Source organism: Cytobacillus mangrovibacter (genome assembly GCF_042865275.1).
In the GTDB taxonomy this organism is placed as follows: Bacteria; Bacillota; Bacilli; order Bacillales; family Cytobacillaceae; genus Cytobacillus; species Cytobacillus mangrovibacter.
Window position 1 is genome coordinate 170,561 of sequence record NZ_JBIACJ010000005.1, and the last position, 17,491, is coordinate 188,051.

General features: G+C 39.0%; 14 protein-coding genes and 1 other annotated feature. Of the genes, 2 read left to right on the plus strand and 12 right to left on the minus strand.

From position 1 onward, the window contains the following. Nucleotides 1-19 precede the first annotated feature (19 nt). The 3 genes from ACFYKT_RS11195 to ACFYKT_RS11205 all read right to left on the minus strand — a co-directional run bounded on the left by ACFYKT_RS11195 (nt 20) and on the right by ACFYKT_RS11205 (nt 5,858). Entirely contained in the window at nt 20-1,735 is a 1,716-nt protein-coding gene (locus ACFYKT_RS11195) for a sensor domain-containing diguanylate cyclase (protein ID WP_389219464.1), read from the minus strand. A 101-nt stretch (nt 1,736-1,836) separates the two neighbouring features. Further along, nucleotides 1,837-3,144: a bifunctional folylpolyglutamate synthase/dihydrofolate synthase gene (locus ACFYKT_RS11200; protein WP_389219466.1), complete on the minus strand. Its 1,308-nt coding sequence runs from the start codon at nt 3,142-3,144 to the stop codon at nt 1,837-1,839. Between the two features lie 65 nt (nt 3,145-3,209). After that, entirely contained in the window at nt 3,210-5,858 is a 2,649-nt protein-coding gene (locus ACFYKT_RS11205; protein ID WP_389219468.1) for a valine--tRNA ligase, read from the minus strand. 68 nt (nt 5,859-5,926) lie between these two features. Further along, nucleotides 5,927-6,198: a binding site (T-box leader), on the minus strand. A 199-nt stretch (nt 6,199-6,397) separates the two neighbouring features. On the opposite strand from ACFYKT_RS11205, the gene ACFYKT_RS11210 reads away from it, so the two are divergent. Beyond that, entirely contained in the window at nt 6,398-6,589 is a 192-nt protein-coding gene (locus ACFYKT_RS11210; protein ID WP_389219470.1) for a hypothetical protein, read from the plus strand. A 16-nt stretch (nt 6,590-6,605) separates the two neighbouring features. Here ACFYKT_RS11210 and ysxE read toward each other — a convergent pair whose 3' ends face one another. The 8 genes from ysxE to hemA all read right to left on the minus strand — a co-directional run bounded on the left by ysxE (nt 6,606) and on the right by hemA (nt 15,971). Beyond that, nucleotides 6,606-7,670: a spore coat protein YsxE gene (gene ysxE, locus ACFYKT_RS11215; RefSeq protein WP_389219472.1), complete on the minus strand. Its 1,065-nt coding sequence runs from the start codon at nt 7,668-7,670 to the stop codon at nt 6,606-6,608. 231 nt (nt 7,671-7,901) lie between these two features. Further along, entirely contained in the window at nt 7,902-9,074 is a 1,173-nt protein-coding gene (gene spoVID / locus ACFYKT_RS11220; RefSeq protein WP_389219474.1) for a stage VI sporulation protein D, read from the minus strand. Nucleotides 9,075-9,488: 414 nt separating this feature from the next. Then, nucleotides 9,489-10,778 carry a glutamate-1-semialdehyde 2,1-aminomutase gene (gene hemL / locus ACFYKT_RS11225; RefSeq protein ID WP_389219476.1) on the minus strand — a complete coding sequence of 430 codons (1,290 nt, stop codon included), beginning with the start codon at nt 10,776-10,778 and terminating at the stop codon, nt 9,489-9,491. Between the two features lie 269 nt (nt 10,779-11,047). Next, nucleotides 11,048-12,028: a porphobilinogen synthase gene (gene hemB / locus ACFYKT_RS11230; protein ID WP_389219478.1), complete on the minus strand. Its 981-nt coding sequence runs from the start codon at nt 12,026-12,028 to the stop codon at nt 11,048-11,050. Next, a complete protein-coding gene (locus ACFYKT_RS11235) occupies nt 12,028-12,822 on the minus strand; it encodes a uroporphyrinogen-III synthase (protein WP_389219480.1) in 795 nt (264 codons plus the stop codon). The genes hemB and ACFYKT_RS11235 overlap by 1 nt, the downstream gene beginning before the upstream one ends. Next, on the minus strand, nt 12,819-13,754 hold the full coding sequence (gene hemC / locus ACFYKT_RS11240; RefSeq protein ID WP_389219482.1) for a hydroxymethylbilane synthase: 936 nt from the start codon (nt 13,752-13,754) through the stop codon (nt 12,819-12,821). The genes ACFYKT_RS11235 and hemC overlap by 4 nt, the downstream gene beginning before the upstream one ends. A 22-nt stretch (nt 13,755-13,776) precedes the next feature. Then, nucleotides 13,777-14,610 (minus strand): cytochrome C assembly family protein, encoded by an 834-nt coding sequence (locus ACFYKT_RS11245; RefSeq protein ID WP_389219484.1) that lies wholly within the window; start codon nt 14,608-14,610, stop codon nt 13,777-13,779. A gap of 14 nt (nt 14,611-14,624) precedes the next feature. Then, nucleotides 14,625-15,971: a glutamyl-tRNA reductase gene (hemA, locus tag ACFYKT_RS11250; RefSeq protein WP_389219486.1), complete on the minus strand. Its 1,347-nt coding sequence runs from the start codon at nt 15,969-15,971 to the stop codon at nt 14,625-14,627. A 244-nt stretch (nt 15,972-16,215) separates the two neighbouring features. On the opposite strand from hemA, the gene ACFYKT_RS11255 reads away from it, so the two are divergent. Then, nucleotides 16,216-16,701, plus strand: a complete 486-nt coding sequence (locus ACFYKT_RS11255; RefSeq protein WP_389219488.1) for a LiaI-LiaF-like domain-containing protein — start codon at nt 16,216-16,218, stop codon at nt 16,699-16,701. A gap of 40 nt (nt 16,702-16,741) precedes the next feature. Here ACFYKT_RS11255 and ACFYKT_RS11260 read toward each other — a convergent pair whose 3' ends face one another. Further along, a complete protein-coding gene (locus ACFYKT_RS11260) occupies nt 16,742-17,479 on the minus strand; it encodes an amino acid ABC transporter ATP-binding protein (protein WP_389219490.1) in 738 nt (245 codons plus the stop codon). Nucleotides 17,480-17,491 lie beyond the last annotated feature (12 nt).

Sequence of the window (17,491 nt, forward strand, 5' to 3'; positions counted from 1 at the left end):
AACCCCAACCATGGGGTTTTCACTTCACATACTCCGCCACCCGATTCCGTCCAGCCCTCTTCGCCCCGACATATAGTGCTCTGTCTGCATGGCGGATCAGCCCAAGGGAATCCTCTGCATCCATTGGTGCGGTTGCTACTCCGATGGATGCTGTGATGTTCACTTGAAGGGGGATGCCTTCCCATTCCATTTGCTGTGTTAAGATGAATGGATGGTCTGCAATCGTTTGCCTTATGACTTCAGCTGTTTGGAGCGCTTCTTCTTTTGCCACATTTGGAAGCAGGATAACAAATTCCTCCCCACCATAGCGGGCGACTGTGCCTCTATCACCAATTAAATCAGCTAATTGATCTGCGAGCTGGGAAAGGATTTCATTGCCGCTTTGATGGCCGTATGTATCGTTTACGGATTTAAAGTGGTCAATATCGAGAATAATGAGCGATAGCTTCTCTCTTTGGAAGGTCTGCAGTCTCTTGAATTCATTACTTAATAGATTTTCAAAATAACGGTAGTTGAAGAGTTTAGTTAATGCACAGCGTTCGCTTTTTTCCTTTGTTTCTTCATAATATCTTGCATTTTCAATTGCTATAGCAAAATGGGAGCAAAGGATATCAACAATCATAAGCTGGGATTTTTCATATGCTCTTTTTTGTGTTGAAGCAAGTAGAAGAACACCGACTGCCTTATTATTTCGGACAATTGGTACGCATATCACACTTTCAATTGTGTCAGGCATATAGCCTTTTACAATATGTTTCCACTCCTTCTTTGAATGGAATAGCATCGCTTCTCCCTTATCCCAGACAAGGCCGCTAATTCCTTCATTTTTTTTGAGTGGGCGAATATCAGTAGACTTCTCTTCTCCTTTTTCAATACATCGGAGCAGTTGCAATTCCTTGTCATCCACAATATCAAGAATATAAGCATAATCAACGGTAAGCATTTCTGTTATTTTCTCAATAAATAAATCGATTACTTCATTTACGATAAGCTTTTCGGCAAGCTGATGGCCAATATCTGTAGCTGTTTGGAGATAGCCGTTTATTTTATCACTTGAATAATATAGATTTAATATTATTGATAAACTAGCAAATGGGACACCAACAAACAATAAGGATACCAAGCCTACTTCTGTATAAAGTATGTAAAGAACAAAACCAATTGGAAAAGTAATAAGTGTTGTTACGGTTTCCCAAATAAAGTCCTTGCCAAAAATGTTCTTCGTATTATTATAGATTGCAAAATTTAGAAAGATAATGATTAATTGATTTAGAAAATAGTTGAGAACAGGATAAGTAACAACAAGCCAAAAGGTTTGCTTCACATCAATCAAACTCAATCCTGTTTTTCCACCGAATGTGTAATAAAAAATGCCACTTAATAATGAAACGAGGAAAAACATTAAAGAGTTTAAAGGAAGTCGAAAATAATCATTTCTAGGGAGTTTAATTCGAATAAATAAAATGATTAATGCGAGCTGCGCCATCATTAGCTCTACGAATAGGCCAAATGTTAAAAAAGCGGCCCATGAGACCCATTGGATTAAGAAAATAGGGCTTCCATTTATCACCATCGGTGTTGCAGCTACAAAAGCCGTTAGTAGTAAGTAAACGAGAATATCTATTCCCTTTCCAGTGAATTGAGGAGGATATAGATGATAAGTGAACCACAAGCCTAACGGAAAACCTAGCAGCCAAATAAGCCAAATGATTCTTTTCTTTGTTTTTCCAACCATTTATATCCCCCCTTCTCCTATTCTCTTTATAGGAAATACGTCATACAATATGAACATCTTATCAAATTTTCAAACTATTGTCACATGAATATTTCATATATTTACCTATTTACAACATCTAATAGATAGGGTTTTGCCTCAGAAAGAAAATAGAGAGAACCAGTAATCACAAGGATTTCATCTTTTTGAAGGGAGGAATATTTCTCCTCAATTGCTCTTTTCCAATCCTTCGAATACTCTTTATGGATATTTCGACTTATTGTATAGAGATCCTCTGCACTTGCTGCTCTTGGAAAGTCAAAGTCTACAAATGTAATACTTTCAGCTATTGTATCTAAATTCATAATCATTTGATCTAGCTTTTTATCAGATAGTGCGGCAAAGACAATATTGATTTTTTGAGCTGAATAGCGCTTTTGAAGTTCCGTCACTAAGGCCATAATTCCTTCTTCATTATGTGCTCCATCTATAATCACTATTGGATCATTTGAAATTTTTTCAAATCTACCTGGCCAATAGGCTTTTTTGAGTCCTTTATAGACATGCTCGTCCTCAATCAAAAAGGAATAATATTGATTTAACAGTTCTACAGCCATAATCGCTAAAGAAGAATTCTCTGTCTGGTGAGTGCCTGCCATCGTAATTTCAAGATCAGTCCATTCACGGAAAGGCGTTCTTTGTGAAAAAGTTTCTCCATTCAATGTTGATCGATGGTTTTCAATGCAAAACTGACTATCCAGAGAATACATTGTAGCCTTCATTTCAATTGCTTTATTTTCAATAATCGGTTTTGCTTCTTCCTGCTTCACAGCTGTGATGACACTCGTCCCTGGCTTGATAATTCCTGCCTTTTCCCCTGCAATTTCTGCATATGTATTGCCTAGAATGGCTGTATGGTCAAGGCCAATATTCGTAATGATAGATAGCAGCGGATAAATAATATTTGTGGAATCAAATCTTCCCCCAAGTCCTACTTCAAAAAGGACGATATCCATTGGCTGTACATGACCAAAATATTGGAGAGCCATGGCTGTGATAATTTCAAATTCTGTTGGCCCGCCAAGATCTGTTTTTTCTAATTCTAAAGAAAGGGGATACAGGTCATTTGCCAGTCGAACAATTTCTTCATCCTTTATTGGAACCCCATTCCAGGCAATTCTTTCATTAAATTGTTCGAAATATGGGGAGGTAAAAGTCCCAACTTGGTAGCCGGCTTCTTGCAAAATATTGCGAAGATACGTAACAGTTGACCCTTTTCCATTTGTTCCACCAATATGGATAGACTTTATTCTTCTTTCTGGATGATCAAGCTTTTCCATCATCCATTCCATTCTTTTTAATCCAGGCTTTATCCCGAGTCTTAAGCGTGAGTGAATCCAAAAAACCGCTTCTTCATATGTTGTAAACATGCCACTTTTCCTCCTATCTACATGAGGAAGACGAATCCATCAATTGGATTCGCCTTCCCTCTACATTATTCTTCGCCTTTAAGCTCTTTAATTCGCGCTTCAACAGCCGCTCTCTTCTCACTATAATCAAGCTCTTTTGCCTTTTCTTCTTCAATTACCTTCTCAGGAGCCTTTTTAACAAAGCCTTCATTGCTTAGTTTCTTCTGAACACGTTCTACCTCTTTGTTCAGTTTATCCCATTCTTTTTCTAAACGGGCCACTTCTTCTTCAATATTGATTAATCCCTCAAGCGGCAAGATAATTTCTGCACCCGTTACAACGGCAGTCATTGCTTTTTCTGGTGTTTCCACTTCGATCGCAATAGTCAGGTGCTCTGGATTACAGAAGCGCTCAATATATCCGCTGTTTTTCTCAAGAGTATGAAGAACTTCCGCATCTTTCGCTTTTAAGATCATCTTAATCTTCTTGCTCAATGGTGTGTTCACTTCTGCACGGCTATTACGGACAGATCGAATGATTTCAACTAATAGCTTCATTTCATCTGCAGCTTTCTCATCCGTGAATTCAGGCTTCACTTCAGGCCATGCAGCAGTTGTAATCGATTCACCTGAATGAGGAAGGTTTTGCCAAATTTCCTCGGTAATGAATGGCATAAATGGATGCAGCAGACGCATCGTGTTATCCAATACATAAGCTAGAATAGATCGAGTTGTTTTCTTCGCTGCTTCGTCTTCACCATATAGAGGGAGCTTCGCCATTTCAATATACCAATCACAGAAATCGTCCCAAATAAAGTTATAAAGCACACGGCCCACTTCACCAAATTCATAGCGGTCAGATAATCGTGTTACCGTCTCAATCGTTTCATTTAATCGAGTTAAAATCCATTTGTCTGCAACTGATTTTTCACCGCTCAGATCAATTTCATCATATGTTAAGCCATTCATATTCATTAAAGCAAAACGGGATGCATTCCAAATTTTATTGGCAAAGTTCCATGTTGCTTCAACCTTTTCCATGCTGAATCGTAAATCCTGGCCTGGTGAGCTGCCTGTCGATAAGAAATAGCGTAGAGAATCCGCACCATACTTATCAATAACATCCATTGGATCGACACCGTTTCCAAGCGACTTACTCATCTTGCGCCCTTCAGCATCACGAACTAACCCATGAATAAGTACATCTTTGAATGGACGTTCACCTGTAAATTCAAGTCCTTGGAAAATCATCCGAGATACCCAGAAGAAAATAATGTCATACCCAGTAACTAGAGCCGCTGTTGGATAATAACGCTTGTAATCAGCCGCTTCTGTATCAGGCCAGCCCATTGTGGAGAACGGCCATAATGCAGAGCTGAACCAAGTATCTAAAACATCCTTATCCTGTTCCCAGTTTTCAATATCAGCTGGAGCTTCGTTGCCTACAAAAACTTCACCTGTCTCTTTATGATACCAAGCTGGAATACGATGTCCCCACCATAGCTGACGAGAAATACACCAGTCGCGGATATTTTCCATCCAGCGAAGATACGTATTTTCAAATCGATTCGGAACAAAGTTTACTTTATCTTCTTTCGATTGAAGGGCAACTGCTTCATCTGCTAGTGGCTGCATTTTTACAAACCATTGAGTAGAGAGATATGGCTCAACAACTGCACCGCTTCGTTCAGAGTGGCCAACCGAATGCATATGCTCTTCAATTTTAAATAGTACATCTTGCTCTTGGAGATCTTTCACAATTTGCTTCCGGCATTCAAAACGGTCCATTCCTTGATATTTATCAGCCTTTGCATTCATAGAGCCGTCTTCATTCATAACAAGAACACGTTCAAGATTGTGTCGGTTTCCAATTTCGAAATCATTCGGGTCATGTGCAGGCGTAATTTTAACAGCCCCAGAACCAAACTCCATATCTACATAATCATCCGCAACGATTGGGATTTCACGGCCAACGATTGGGAGCTTCACTGTTTTGCCAATTAAATGCTGATAACGCTCATCTTCTGGATGAACAGCTACAGCTGTATCTCCAAGCATTGTCTCTGGACGTGTTGTCGCAATTTCAATATGTCCTGACCCATCAGCCAGTGGGTATCTCATATGATAGAATGCACCTTGAACATCTTTATGAATAACCTCAATATCAGAAAGGGCCGTTTTCGTTGATGGATCCCAGTTAATAATATATTCACCACGGTAGATTAGTCCCTTATTATAAAGAGAAACAAATACTTCACGAACAGCCTTTGATAGGCCCTCATCAAGCGTAAAGCGCTCACGGTTGTAATCAAGTCCTAGACCAAGCTTAGACCATTGCTGACGAATATGGCTTGCATATTCCTCTTTCCACTTCCACGTTTCTTCAACAAATTTCTCACGGCCTAGATCATAGCGGCTCTTTCCTTCATTGCGAAGCTTCTCTTCTACTTTTGCCTGTGTCGCAATTCCAGCATGGTCCATGCCTGGCAGCCATAATACATCATACCCTTGCATCCGCTTCATACGTGTAAGGATATCTTGAAGAGTCGTATCCCATGCATGCCCAAGATGCAATCTTCCTGTTACGTTAGGCGGCGGAATAACGATTGTATAAGGCTCCTTCTTTTCGTCATCCTTTGCCTCAAAATATTTCCCCTTTAGCCACCAATCATAACGTCCTTGCTCAATTGCCTGTGGATCATACTTAGTTGGCATTGTCAGTTCCTTCGTTTCCATCGTCAATCTCCCTTTCTGTTCAATGGTTTTTAATATTCTCAAGAAAAATAAAAAAACCCCATTCGTCTTAAAAGGACGAATGGAGTTTGCTTCGCGGTACCACCTTTTTTTCAATCATGTGAGAAAAGCAGAAGCTCTTAGGCACTGACATTTCCTAAAAAAATGATTGACTCTTAAATAGATAACGGATTTCCCGTCTTTCACTACTTGGATAAACATCCTTTCACGAAAGAAGCTCAAGGGCGACCTTCCAACAGTTCCGCTTAGAAAACCTTTCAGCTAATGGTTTTCCTCTCTTAAAGCAAATCGCTATTGTACTCTTCCCTATCTTTGCTGATCAATTTATTTATATAATCAATATACTACCGAAAAAAGAGGATTCTAGTCAATAATTATCACCATTTTTTTTATATTTTATACGTTTTATTCTTGGATGTGCTCCTTTTTGAAAAAAGGGCTCCACAAATTATAGGCACTTTAAGTAAGGCTTTCACATAGAATAGTATGAGATAGAGATGTTGTGAAAGGGGGCATGTCCATTGAAGAGACGGTATAATCCATATATCCTCCCGCCATGGTTAAGAAAGATTCGAGGGGTTTGTGCACAATTTATTATCCCTATCTGTGTCTTTCAAGGGATACGAACGATCCTATTTCCATTTACTCTCGATGTATTGCTGCTCACTGTTTTAATCTTATTAGCTTTGGCTTTTCACTTAGATCTAATTTAGGAGCCCAAAAATCTGTTTAATTTTGGGCTCCTTCTTGTGCCTGAGCTTGGGCCTCAGCCTGCGCTTTTGCTTGTGCTTTTTGGGCTTCAATCTCCTCAATTCTCATTAGAATATACTCCGTGTTCTTTAGGAGCCAATACTGTCTTTGGAAGTGCTGGACCGATTTCCTCTCTCCCTTATTGCTTTGTCCTTTATAATAGCTTTCAGCAGATTTGATGACTGCCCCTGGATGGGCAAAATAGCTTTGGAATAGTAATAACTCATCTTCTTTAAATGGGAAATATTTTAAATAGGTATAAATCCATTCAATACATTCTTCGGATTTTTTAGGATAAGTTTTCAAAGTTCTTGATAAGAATGGCAATAAATCATGAATGGGGGAACCAGGTCTCGACTTTTCAAAGTTTGTGAAATAGCCATAGCCCCTGTCGTCATATAAGAAATGTTCAGTAGAAATTTTCCCATGAATAACCACCATACGAGCTTTTTCACTTTCCTCCGTCTTTTCATACCAAGTTTTAAATCTCTTGATGGAGAATTGCAATGCCTGACTAACATCATGATACGAAAGGGAAAACATTAATTCGAATGGAGACAAGTACTCTTTTTTTTCGCAAGCCTCAATAAATCCTTCCAAAAATTCATTTTCCTTCTCCCATTCAAGCAGTGTCTTTTCATAATGCTCTGTTCGCTCTTCCTTGCTGATTGTTATTTCTCGAGCGGACAATGTATGGAGCCTCGCCAGTTCACGGAACAGCAGTTGATGACGCTCAAATCGATTTTCCTTTTCCTCATTAGCTAACCAAGGCATTAAATAATAAAGCTCATTCTCATGTAAAACCGCATATCTTCCATCCACAGTTGGAAAGATGGGCACGATTCGGTTATAGCCCTTTTGAAATAATTCCTGCACATGACGTATGAATTCACCACCATGCTTTGGATTAATCTTCTTTAATGCAAAAACGCCTTTATTCGTATAGATTTTCTGGACACGCCCGAACTCCTCAACAAAATGCGGCTCAAGCGCATATGGTTTTAAAATCGGCGCAACCTTTAATAGGCGGTTTTCTTTACTCATTAGAATTCACTCTCTTTCACAGAAAAACGAGGGTATAAACCAATAATATTGTTGGTGCACAAAATCGCCATTGGTGTAACCGCTCATTAAGTTATTCATTCGAATAAAACTCATTCTTGTCTACACCAATGGCACTTGATCAACTATCAACACTAACAAAGCTTATTAAAAAAAGAAAACAGCCTAAGCAGGTGTGTTCACTTACCCGCCCAGCCTGTTTTTTCATTGTTTCTAACGGGCTACAGCAATTGGAATGTAAAGCACTTGCCCTTCGAAAATATCTTGATTGATTTCTAAATGGTTGACACTTAACAAATGATGTACGCCAACATCATATCTTTCTGCAATGGTATCAATCGTATCACCATTCTGAACAATACATACTTTTAATTTGGCCACATCATCCGCTTCTTCCTTGCGGGCAAAAAATTCCGTAAGGCTCATGCTTTTCTTTTTGGATTTCTTTTTCTGCTTTGTATTTTTTTCTGGTGCTTCTTCTACCTTTTCTGGTGATTCTAGTTTGACTTCCTGTTCAATCATTTCAACTTCTTCTGGCTTACCTGCTTGAATTGGACTTTCATCAGGTATCCCGAATATGTCTTCTGCAGAAGGCTGTGGCTCTTCACTTCTTTGAGCTGAAAATGATATTTCCGGTTTTACTTCTTCTATTTTCTCTTCGCGTACATCTTCTTCAATTATTTCTAATGCTGGCTGCTTTCTTGCTTCCGCTTCAAAAGGAGCATAGATTTCCTCTACTTCATCTTTTTCCAGTTTTTCTCCCTCATCATATCCATCAACTTCTACATTAGAAGGACTTAGAAGGATTTCTGTTCTTTCTTCTTCAACTTCTTCTTCCACATCATCGGAAGGCTTTTCAAATAGATTCACATCTACTTCCACAGATGCTGCGGAAGATCGATAAAGCGATTCGTATTCTTCTTCCTCTACTGCTTCGACAGGCCTGTTATGCTGTTGCTCCCCGTATAAACCTAAAATCATTAAATTAGCTGATAGTTTCATGCAGCTTCTCTCTGGAAAAACATAATCAAATGATTCCACTTGGACATCAATCTGATTAATGTCTTTGATTCTATTATTTGGTATGGTTATATCTACTGGGAAGTAATGGGTAAATTCACAAAGCCCTTCCCCTCTTTCTTCAACCACTTGAATGAATTTTGGAGTGGCAAATGGGTTCTCATTTTCCTGTTCTCCTGTTTCATTGCGTTTATATTCACCTGTTAGCTCTAGTGCTCCTTGAATCGTAACATATTGATCATTTTCCTGAATGAAAATATCTGGGTCTAACGATATAGAAATTAAATCTAGTACTTCCTGTCCTTTTTGAAACCAGACGGACTCTTCTAAAGAAAATCGTAAACACGATGGGTTCTCTTGAGACAATTCGTCTCCTCCTTTCATAACCTTCACGTTTAATCACTATGTCATTTACAATTTATGAGATAGATTATTTATTTATGACCTGAAATAACATGACTTGGCAAAAAGAAAAGAGGAAAGTTTCATTCTGTTATAAATATGATTGCAGGAATACTAATCAAGATGCAGATAGTAGAGGTTGATTTCCGCTTCAGGTACTCGCTTTCCGCGGGGTGGGCGGTGAGCCTCCTCAGCGCTAAAGCGCTTGCGGGGTCTCACCTGTCCCACTACTCCCGCAGGAGTCTCGCACCTTCCGCTCCAATCAACTAGACATATTGGTCTAGATTTCAATCACAATATTTATTCAAAAAACAATAATCTTATAGAAAATAGCCTATAAAAAAACACCCATCTTCATCTAGATGGGTGTCAAAATTATTATCCTTTAATTTTTGAAAAGGATATTTCAATAGCTTGAAGTGTTTTTTCTATATCTTCGTCGCTATGTGCCGTTGAAAGGAATAGGCCTTCAAATTGGGAAGGAGGCAGGAAAACACCTTGATTGGCCATTTCACGGTAATACGCTGCAAAATAGTCTAAGTTTGATGTTTTTGCCTTTTCATAATTGATAACCTCTTCATTCGTAAAGAAGAAGCCAATCATGGAACCGGCACGGTTTACTGTATTCGGGATCTCATATTTCTTTGCCAGTGCTTTAATGCCTGTTTCAAGAATATCCCCTTTGCGCGTAAACTCCTTGTATGTGTCAGGAGTTAGCTGACTTAATGTTTCAAATCCTGCTGTCATCGCTAATGGGTTCCCAGATAATGTTCCAGCTTGGTAGATCGGTCCGCTTGGGGCGATTTGTTCCATGATTTCTGCCTTGCCGCCGTAAGCACCTACTGGTAGCCCACCACCGATTACTTTTCCAAGACATGTAATATCCGGCGTTACATTGAAATAGCCTTGCGCACATTCGTAACCAACACGGAAGCCTGTCATCACTTCATCAAAAATTAATAACGCACCATATTGAGTAGTAAGTTCTCTCAAACCTTCTAAAAACCCTGGCAGCGGTGGAACGACACCCATATTACCAGCAACAGGCTCAACGATAATTCCTGCAATATCCTCACCAAACTGTTCGAAAGCGAATTTAACACTTTCCAAGTCATTGTAAGGAACAGTAATCGTATTCTTAGCAACTCCCTCTGGTACGCCAGGGCTGTCAGGCAGACCTAATGTGGCAACGCCAGATCCTGCTTTAATCAGTAAGGAGTCTCCATGGCCATGATAGCATCCTTCAAATTTCAAAATTTTGTTCCGTCCTGTATAGCCGCGTGCAAGTCTAAGTGCACTCATCGTTGCTTCTGTTCCAGATGAAACCATGCGGATAATTTCAATGGACGGTACTCTTTCAATGACAAGCTTCGCAAGCTCATTTTCAGTAACAGTTGGTGCACCGAAGCTTGTACCTAGTTCAGCAATCTTCTTAATCGACTCAACCACACGATCATTTGTATGGCCTAAGATCAGTGGTCCCCATGATAAAACATAGTCAATATATTCATTGCCATCGATATCATAAATTTTCGATCCTTTTCCTCTTTCCATAAAAATCGGATCCATATTCACCGATTTAAAGGCACGAACAGGTGAATTTACTCCGCCTGGCATTAATGTCTTCGCTTCCTTAAAAGCCTGAATAGATTTATCGTAAGAGCGCATGCAATCCCTCTTCCCATTTATTAGTTTGGCTTTATTAAATTATATTGTTAGTGCATTTAGCGCCTGTGATACACCCGCTCATTACGTTATTCATTCGAATAAAACCCATTCTCGTGTATATCACAGGCTGTTTATCAACAATAAACATTAATAAAGCCATTAGTCTTATATAACAAAATTGCCTGTGGGGTATGCGGGCAAATTTTTGATCCGTCCTTTGGATCACTTTTTGAACGCGTGCCCCACAGGCTTTTCTTTACCAAATTATATCAAATTTGTTCTTTCAACCATCTAGCTGCATCTTTTGCATGATAAGTAATAATTAGGTCACAGCCCGCACGTTTCATGCCTGTGAGCATTTCCATAACGATTCTTTGTTCATCAATCCAGCCGTTCTGTGCTGCTGCTTTTACCATTGAATATTCGCCGCTTACATTATAAATAGCAAGTGGAAGATTGAAGTGATTCTTCACATCACGAACAATATCAAGATATGGCATACCTGGCTTCACAATAAGGAAATCAGCGCCCTCCATTAAATCAGATTCAGCTTCACGCAATGCTTCCATCCGATTGGCTGGGTCCATTTGATAAGCTTTCCGGTCACCGAATTGTGGTGTGCTGTCTGCTGCATCACGGAATGGGCCGTAGAAAGCAGAAGCATATTTCACTGCATATGACATGATCGGAATATTTTCGAAGCCTGCTTCATCTAAACCAGCACGAATCGCTGTAACAAACCCGTCCATCATATTAGAAGGAGCAATAATATCTGCACCGGCTTTTGCCTGACTGACAGCAGTCTGTACTAATAGTTCTAAGGAAGCATCATTTAATACTTGATCCCCTTCTATTAACCCGCAATGTCCATGACTTGTATATTCACAAAGACAAGTGTCTGCAATCACAAGAACTTCAGGATACTTTGCCTTAATTAAACGAGTCGCTTCTTGAACGATTCCATGATCGTGATAAGCCTGCTGCCCACACTCATCCTTTTCAAGCGGAATTCCGAATAAGAGCACTGATTTAATTCCTAGAGCAACCACTTCATTCATTTCTTCTTCTAAATGGTCTAATGATAAATTATAAATGCCAGGCATTGAAGAGATTTCTCTCTTAATATCATTGCCTTCAGCAACGAAGATCGGGTAGATTAAATCATCTGTTCTTAAATGATTTTCGCGCACTAATGCACGCATATTGGCACTTTGACGTAAACGTCTATGACGTGTGAATTGTAAATCCATTATAATACCCTCCGATATTCATTTTCTAAATAGTTAATAATACTCTTTAACATTTGATGAACGGTGTATTCTTCTGGCGCGCTATGAACCTTAAGTCCATAAGACTCAATTCTTTCTTTCGTGACTGGTCCGATACAGCCGATGATGCATTCTTCTACCTTATCATGAAGATTATACTCTTTAACCACATCCATTAAGTGATCAATGGTAGACGGACTTGTAAAGGTTAGAATATCTAATTGGTCCCGTGACAGCTTATCTTTTATAAGCTCCCTGCTCTCCTCTGGAAAAAAGGTTTCATAAATAATGATTTCATCCACTATTGCACCTTTTTTTGATAAAACAGTAGCAATATAGTTCCGTGCCAGGTTTCCTTTTGGAATTAATACCTTCATTCCTTTTTTTACATAAGGTAAAAACTCTTCCACAAAACCCTCCGCAACAAATTCCTTTGGGGTAAAATCCACTTGAAGCTTCTTATCTAACAGAAAGCTTTCAGTTTTCTTGCCAATAGCTGCTATTTTCGGAAGCTGCTTTCTTTCTGAAGAAGATACAAAGGAAAGAAAGGTTTCAACCGTAATGCTGCTTGTGAAAATAAGCCAATCATACGTATGTATTTCTTTCATAATTACAGCCATTTCTTCTGACAGCGCAGCAGGTCTAAAAGCAAGAAGCGGAATTTCTACCGGAATCCCGCCATAGCTCTTCACAAGGTCCGAAAATGACTTTGCCTGCCCCGTGCTCCTAGGAACAAGAACATTTTTCCCTCTTAAAGGGAGGGAGATGGCAGTCATTCACCAGCCAGCTCCTCTTTAACTTGATCGATTAATGCCTTGCCACCTTGCTTAATTAAACTATCAGCAGCTTCAATACCAACCTTTTCTGGATCTGTTCCAGTTATTTGTTCTTTATAAATAATTTTTCCATCTGGAGAGCCAACAAGGGCAGTCAAAATGATTTCTCCCTTGGCATTTAACTCAGCGAATCCCGCAATCGGTACCTGACAGCCACCTTCCATCTTATGAAGGAATGCACGTTCAGCTCTTACTGTTACACTTGTTTCTTCACATGTGAATTTCTTTAATAAATCAAGAAGTTCATCATCATTTCCGCGACATTCGATCGACAGAGCTCCTTGGCCGATAGCTGGAAGACAAATATCTGGATCTAGAAATTCGGTTACAACATCAGATGCCCAGCCTAATCTTGATAAACCAGCAGCAGCCAAAATAATTGCATCATATTCTTCTGTTTCTAGTTTCGCAAGACGTGTTTCAACATTTCCTCTGATCCATTTAATTTCTATATCTGGACGGCGAGCAAGAAGCTGTGCCCCTCTTCGCAAGCTGCTTGTTCCAATGATTGATCCAGATTTAAGCTGATCAAACGGAATATGCCCTTTAGAAATAAGTGCATCCCGATGATCTTCCCTTTCTGGGATACAGCCAATGACAAGTCCCTCAGGAAGAACAGCCGGCATATCCTTCATGCTATGTACTGCCATATCAATTTCCTTATCAAGCATTGCTTGTTCAATTTCCTTAACGAAAAGCCCTTTGCCGCCAACCTTTGAAAGTGTTACATCCAGAATCCGGTCCCCTTTTGTAACAATTTCCTTCACCTCGAAATCAAAAGAAGGATCTAGCGCCTTTAATTGATTAATCACCCAATTTGTTTGTGTTAATGCAAGTTTACTTCTACGTGAACCAACGATAACTTTTCTCATGATTGCCTCCTAAATTTTAGCTTTAAGCATTCCAAAAGTGGAAAGATGATAGTGTACCAAATAAGAAGAAATTTATTAAAACGATTAGAAAGGATGCGAAATTCCATAGCGCAAGCTTATTTCCAGTTAGCCCTTTCCCAACCTTTAAATATAAATAAATACTGTAAATGACAAGAACAATAAATGATCCAATTACTTTAGAATCATACCAAATCATATCTGGAACTTTAATATATGCCCATGTAACGCCAAGAATTAAGCTGATAATAAGCATAGGCACACCAATGACATTTAATACGAAAGACATTTTATCGAGCTTAGAAAGATCCGCAATCCGCAGTAATCGTGGTCCCCACTTTTTTTGCTTCAAAAGATCGTACTGAATTAAGTACAACAGGGAAAACACAAATGAAAGTGAAAAGGCGCCATAAGAAAGAATAGCCACTGTGATATGAATAAGCAGCAATTCAGAAATCAACTGCTGGGCCATTACATTTGATTCGTATTGCATTGGTGCAAATGTATGGATGGCCATAATTATAAAACCAAGAACATTGGTAAAAAAAACGATAAAATCCACTCGAAGTAAGCGATTAATGATTAAGGATAAGGTGATAAGCACCCATGCATAAAAATAAAGGCCTTCGAAAATTGTTAAAACAGGAAATCTTCCTGTTTTAAGCATGTACAAAATAAGGAAAATCGTTTGCAAAGCCCATACAAATGCAAGTAACCAGAAGGCAATTCGGTTTGCCTTCCGGTTAGACGTCAGAAAATCAACAAAATATAATAAGACACATAAGGCATATAGAACGACTGTAAACTCATGCAGCCGTGTCATATAGATATCAAGCATGGACAGTACTCCTTTTATGATTGAAAGGAAGCCTGTGGCGATTGAACGGCCAAGTGCTGTGGATCAGCGTCTCTTACTTCCTGCCGCTCATTAACAAGTTCTCCTATATTAAAGATTTTCACAAATAAATCCAGCGCTTTGTCAGCATCTTTCTGACCGGCCATTTCTTTAGCCTGTAAAATAGGATCCTTCAATAGCTGATTAATAATACTCTTTGTATGTTTATTTAATACCTTTATATCCCGTTCACTCAAATTCGGCATCTTTCTTTCAATGCTTGTCATCGTTTCTGCCTGAATTGTTAGGGCTTTTTCACGTAAGGCAGAAATAACTGGAACAACTCCAAGTAAATTCAGCCATTGTTTGAATTCGACGATTTCCCCTTCAATCATAAGCTGAATCTTTTCTGCTGCCTTCTTACGTTCCTGAAGGTTTGCTTCAACGATTCCCTCAAGATCATCAATATCATAAAGGAACACACTATCCATTTCAGCAAGCAGCGGATCTAAATCACGTGGAACAGCAATATCAACCATAAATAATGGCTTGCCTTTGCGCATTTTTTCCACTTGCAGCATCATGCATTTTGTTACGACAAATTCCTTTGCTCCTGTAGAGCTAATAAGAATATCAGCTTCTAGTAAAGCACATTGAAGTTCTTTCAGTGTTTTTGCCTGACCTTCATAGCGGTTAGCCAAATCCTGTGCCTTTTCAAACGTACGATTGATAACCGTTACTTTACTCGCTCCATTTGCATGGAGGTTTTGAATAGCCAGCTCACCCATTTTTCCTGCGCCCAGAATAAGAACATGCTTATTCTCTAAAGACCCAAAGATTTTCTTAGCCAACTCAACTGCCGCATAACTTACAGAAACAGCATTAGCTCCAATTTCCGTCTCAGAATGAGCACGTTTGGCAAGCGTAATGGCTTGCTTAAACAAATGATTAAACACCGTTCCAGTTGTATTCTCTTCCTGTGCTTGCAGGAAGCTTGTACGAACCTGCCCTAAGATTTGGGTTTCTCCAAGAATCATGGAGTTTAACCCGCAAGATACATTAAATAGATGCTCCATCGCACCCTCTTGCTCATATATAAACAAATATGGTGAAAATTCTTCCTTTTCTATCTGAAACCACTCTGACAAAAATTCTTTAATATAATAACGGCCTGTATGAAGCTGATCAACAACCGCATAAATCTCAGTCCGATTACATGTTGACAAAATTACGTTCTCAAGGATGCTCTTCTTATTCTTTAATGTGTTCATAGCATCTGCAAGCTGAGACGGGTTAAATGTCAAACGCTCACGAATTTCGACAGGGGCTGTTTTATAATTTATACCGACAACTAAAATATGCATGTTTCAATTGACCCCCCCAATTAAATTGCACAAAAATACTACTATAATTGTAACATTTCTATCGTTTCATCTAATGGTAAAATGTGAACAGATAGTGAATTCATATGGTAAAATAAAGTAAGAGTGCATGATGAAAGAATTCAGTACTCTATCCACTTTCTATCATTCGACAAAATCCTCCCATATGTACAGTAACAAAAAAACATAACAGTTTCAAGTGAACCTTATTGGAAGCGGTGTGACAATGAGAAATCAACGTTTTTTTCCTGGAATTATTCTAATTGGCTTTGGTGCATACTTTTTTCTTGAACAATCCAATATACCTGTTTTGCAGCCTTATTTCACTTGGCCTTCATTACTAATGATTATTGGAATTGCTTTTTTATTTCAAGGCTACGGTGCGAAAGAGTACCATGCCATCCTGCCTGGTGTCATTCTGACTGGATTTGGTCTGCATTTTCATGTGGTCAATCGGCTGGAGATTTGGCCAGATCATATCGGTATCTTTATTTTAATTCTAGCACTCGGCTTGATGCTGCAGCATCAAAAGACTGGGTCAGGATTATTTCAAGGGCTTCTCTTCTTACTATTATCAATTTTGCTGCTTTTTTATGATCGTGTAATTGTCTGGTTTGGACTATTAGAGAATGGGGTGTCCAAGGTTTGGAAATTTTGGCCTGTCAGCCTCATTTTTATTGGCGGTTATCTACTCTTTATAAAGAAGAAATAAAAAAGAGACAGGGGTATATAGTTTTCCCTGTCCTTTTCGATTACAGTACCGAATCTAAAAAGTTTTTTGTTCTTTCTTCCTTTGGATTAGAGAATAATTGCTTTGGATGTCCAACCTCAACAATACGACCTTCATTCATATAGACAGCCCAGTCGGCAACCTCTCTTGCAAACCCTATCTCATGGGTAACAACAACCATTGTCATTCCCTCCTCCGCCAGTTCCTTCATTGTTGCTAGCACCTCTCCTACTAGTTCAGGATCAAGTGCAGAGGTTGGTTCATCAAATAACATTATTTCCGGTTTCATCGCAAGGGCTCTTGCAATTGCTACACGCTGTTTCTGTCCGCCAGAAAGCTTTGATGGATACACATTCTCTTTATCTGAAAGACCTACTTTTTTCAACAAGGCTCTTGCTTCCACTTTTGCTTCTTCCTTTGGGCGCTTTTTAACGTAAATAGGCGCCTCCATCACGTTTTCAAGTACTGTTTTATGCGGAAATAAATTAAAATGCTGAAAAACCATTCCAACTTTTGCTCTTACTTCATTAAGATCATGAGTTTCCTTCTCAATTTTTTCTCCCCCGATTACGACAAGTCCACTATCTTTTATTTCTAAAAAATTGATACAGCGCAGAAGCGTGCTCTTTCCAGATCCGCTCGCACCAATTAGGCAAACAACTTCACTTTTCTTAACCGTCATATCGACATCCTTTAGAACATGTAAATTACCAAAGGATTTATTCAGCTTTTCAACATTTATCATAATAGTTTTGCTCATACTCCTCTTCCT